This is a genomic window from Nocardioides sp. CPCC 206348, from assembly GCF_048654705.1.
Classification (GTDB): Bacteria; Actinomycetota; Actinomycetes; order Propionibacteriales; family Nocardioidaceae; genus Nocardioides.
In genome coordinates this window covers 53,931-55,574 of sequence record NZ_JBMCZA010000210.1, presented here as the reverse complement: position 1 = coordinate 55,574, position 1,644 = coordinate 53,931, and the positions used below count along the sequence as shown (strand labels likewise).

At 71.0% G+C, this 1,644-nt stretch carries 1 protein-coding gene; it reads left to right on the top strand.

Annotation, left to right across the window (positions count from 1 at the left end):
- The coding region (locus ACOADB_RS21175) for a DUF3418 domain-containing protein (protein ID WP_378603148.1) at positions 1-1,644 on the top strand (1,644 nt) is incomplete at both ends.

Below are 1,644 nucleotides of genomic sequence, written 5' to 3'. Positions count from 1 at the left end.
CTCGTCATCGTGGCGGCCCTGTCGTTGCAGGATCCGCGCGAGCGGCCCGGGGTCGACCGCCCGAAGGAACAGGCACAGGCCGACCAGTTCCATGCCCGCTTCAAGGCCGAGGGCTCGGACTTCCTGACGCTGCTCAACCTGTGGCGCCACGTGCGCGAGCAGCAGAAGGAGCTGTCGGGCAGCGCGTTCCGCCGGATGTGCAAGCGGGAGTTCCTCAACTACCTGCGGGTGCGGGAGTGGCAGGAGTTCGTCAGCCAGCTGCGGCAGGTGGCCAAGGAGATCGGCGTACGAACCGAGGTCGCGGCCGGCACGGGCGAACCCGACGCGGACGGCATCCACCAGGCGCTCCTGTCCGGCCTGCTCTCGCACGTCGGCCTGCTGGAGGAGCGGGAGAAGCCGGCGCCCGGCTCCCGTACCCCGAAGGACCGCCGGCCGGGTCCCCGCGAGTACCTCGGCGCCCGCGGCGCGAAGTTCGCGATCTTCCCCGGCAGCGGCCTGGCCCGGAAGAACCCGCAGTTCCTGATGGCCGGCGAGCTCGTCGAGACCGGTCGCCTGTGGGCCCGCCAGAACGCCGAGATCAAGCCGGAATGGGCCGAGCGGCTCGGCGACCACCTGGTGAAGCGGACCTACTCCGAACCGCACTGGTCGCGGAAGCGGCAGTCGGTCATGGCCCGCGAGCGGGTCACCTTGTACGGCGTCCCGCTGGTCGCGGATCGCGCCGTGACCTACGGACGGATCGATCCGGCGCTGTCCCGGGAGCTGTTCATCCGGCACGCGCTCGTCTACGGCGAGTGGGACACCCGGCACCGCTTCTTCCAGCACAACCGGAAGCTCCTGGCCGAGGCCGAGGAGCTGGAGCACCGTGCCCGCCGCCGCGACCTGGTGGTCGACGAGCACACCCTGTTCGACTTCTACGACGCCCGGGTCGGCGAGGGTGTCGTCAGCGGCGCGCACTTCGACCGCTGGTGGCGCGACGCCCGCAAAGCGCACCCGGAGCTGCTCACCTTCGACCCGGCGATGCTCACCCATGACACGGTCGACGAGGTCCGCGAGGCCGACTACCCCGAGGAGTGGTCGCTGGCCGGAGGCCTGACCTTCCCGATCAGCTACCACTTCGAGCCGGGCGCGAAGGACGACGGCCTCACGATCGACATCCCCGTGTCGACCCTGAACCGGGTCGATGACGAGGACTTCTCGTGGATCGTGCCCGGCCTGCGTGAGGAGCTGGTCACCGAGCTGATCCGCAGCCTGCCCAAGGCTTTGCGCGTGAACTTCGTGCCGGCGCCCAACACGGCACGGGAGTTCCTGGCCGCCGTACCCGCGGGGGAGGAGCCGCTGCTGGTGGCCCTCGAACGCCACCTGCGTTCCACGACCGGCGTCCACGTCCCGCGCGACGCGTGGGACCTGGCCAACCTCGGCGCCCACCTCACGCCGACCTACCGCGTGGTCGACGAGTCCGGCCGGGTGCAGGGTCGTGGCAAGTCGCTGACCGACCTCAAGGCCCCGCTGCAACCGCAGTTCGAGAAGGCGATGGCGGCCGTCGCGTCCGACTCCGGGGTGGCCCGGACCGGCGAGAAGACCTGGGTGTTCGACGAGATCCCGGCGACGGCGACCTGGACCCGCGCCGGCCACGAGGTCGAGGCC